This window comes from Streptomyces sp. SID3343 (genome assembly GCF_009865215.1).
GTDB lineage: Bacteria > Actinomycetota > Actinomycetes > Streptomycetales > Streptomycetaceae > Embleya.
On sequence record NZ_WWJX01001185.1, the window covers coordinates 1 to 1,177 of the forward strand.

The 1,177-nt window shown below is 75.3% G+C and carries 1 protein-coding gene and 1 pseudogene; both read right to left on the bottom strand.

The window, feature by feature from the left end; all coding sequences use genetic code 11:
- Window positions 1-267: pseudogene (locus tag GT354_RS37340) on the bottom strand (phosphopyruvate hydratase); the annotation flags it as partial.
- A 56-nt stretch (window positions 268-323) separates the two neighbouring features.
- Window positions 324-1,177, bottom strand: an 854-nt coding sequence (locus GT354_RS37345) for a phosphotransferase (RefSeq protein ID WP_161360825.1), incomplete at its 5' end; no start/stop codon positions are given.

Below are 1,177 nucleotides of genomic sequence, written 5' to 3' on the forward strand. Positions count from 1 at the left end.
CGCCAACCGGTCCTCGACGGCCCGTACCGGGCGGCCGATCAGGTCGGCGGCGAGCGCGCCCCGAATCCGCTCCACCGCGTCGCGCACGCCGAGCCCGGCCAGCCGGGTCCCGCCGTCGCGCAGGTCGGCGACCTCGAAGCGGCCCACCGACGCGCCCGTGGGCACCAACGCGCGGCCCTGGAAACCCCCTTCGACGGTGACCACGCAACCGACGGTGGGGTGGGCCCGCGAGTCGAGCGCCTCCCACGCCCGCACGTCGGTGATCACGGGCGAGTCCGTCGCGGAGGGTGACGGGGCCGAAGCGGTATCGGATGTCGGGTCGGTCAGCACGGTGGTGCCTCGCCTTCGAGGAGCAGTTCTCGGCCTCGGCGGTCGACCCGGGCGCGGGCCGCGTCGTCGAGGTATTCCAATCGGGACTGGCCGTGCACGCGCGCGAGCAGCAGCGCGCCGAGCAGGCGGCCAAGCCAGGCATCGTCCACGTCGGGGCACGCGGCCCGGACGGTACGGGCGGCGGTTTCGAACTCCTCGGCGGCCTCGGGGCGATGCAGCCCCTTGGCGACGAGGTGGCTGAGCAGGAACGCGACGTCGAACGCGGGGTCTCCCGCGTGCACGACCTCCCAGTCCAGGACGCTGACCCGCACCGCGCCGGCGGCGGCCCCGGAGCGGTCGACCAGGATGTTCTTGGGCGAGAGGTCGCCGTGTACGAGATGGGTACGGGTCGCGGTGAGCCGCTCGACCACGTCGGTCAGCGCCGGGCGCAGTTCCGGTACGGTCCGGGCGGTGGCGAGGAAGTAGGGCACCAGGCGCAGTCGGCGGAACCGGTCGTGGCCGTCCACGCCGTCGACGGGCAGCGCGTGCACGGTCGCGAGCGCGGCGGCGACCGCGGCGACGGCGGCGGGATCGACGCGTCCGGCCAGCAGTTCGTCCTTCCACGGCTCGCCCGCGACGAAGCGTTGGACGAGCACGTGGTGCAGTTCGTCGACGTGCAGCGGCGCGGGGGCGAGGTCTCCCGCGACGCGCAGCGCGGCGGCCTCGGCGAGTACCCGCCCGGTGCCGGCCTGCCAGTCGAAGGGCACGTCGAGCCGGCGCTGCGGGCGCTTGACGACCAGGTCGCCGATCCGGACCACGCGCGCGGAGACGCCACCGGCGATCGTGGCGCGCTCGGGGCCGTGCGGGA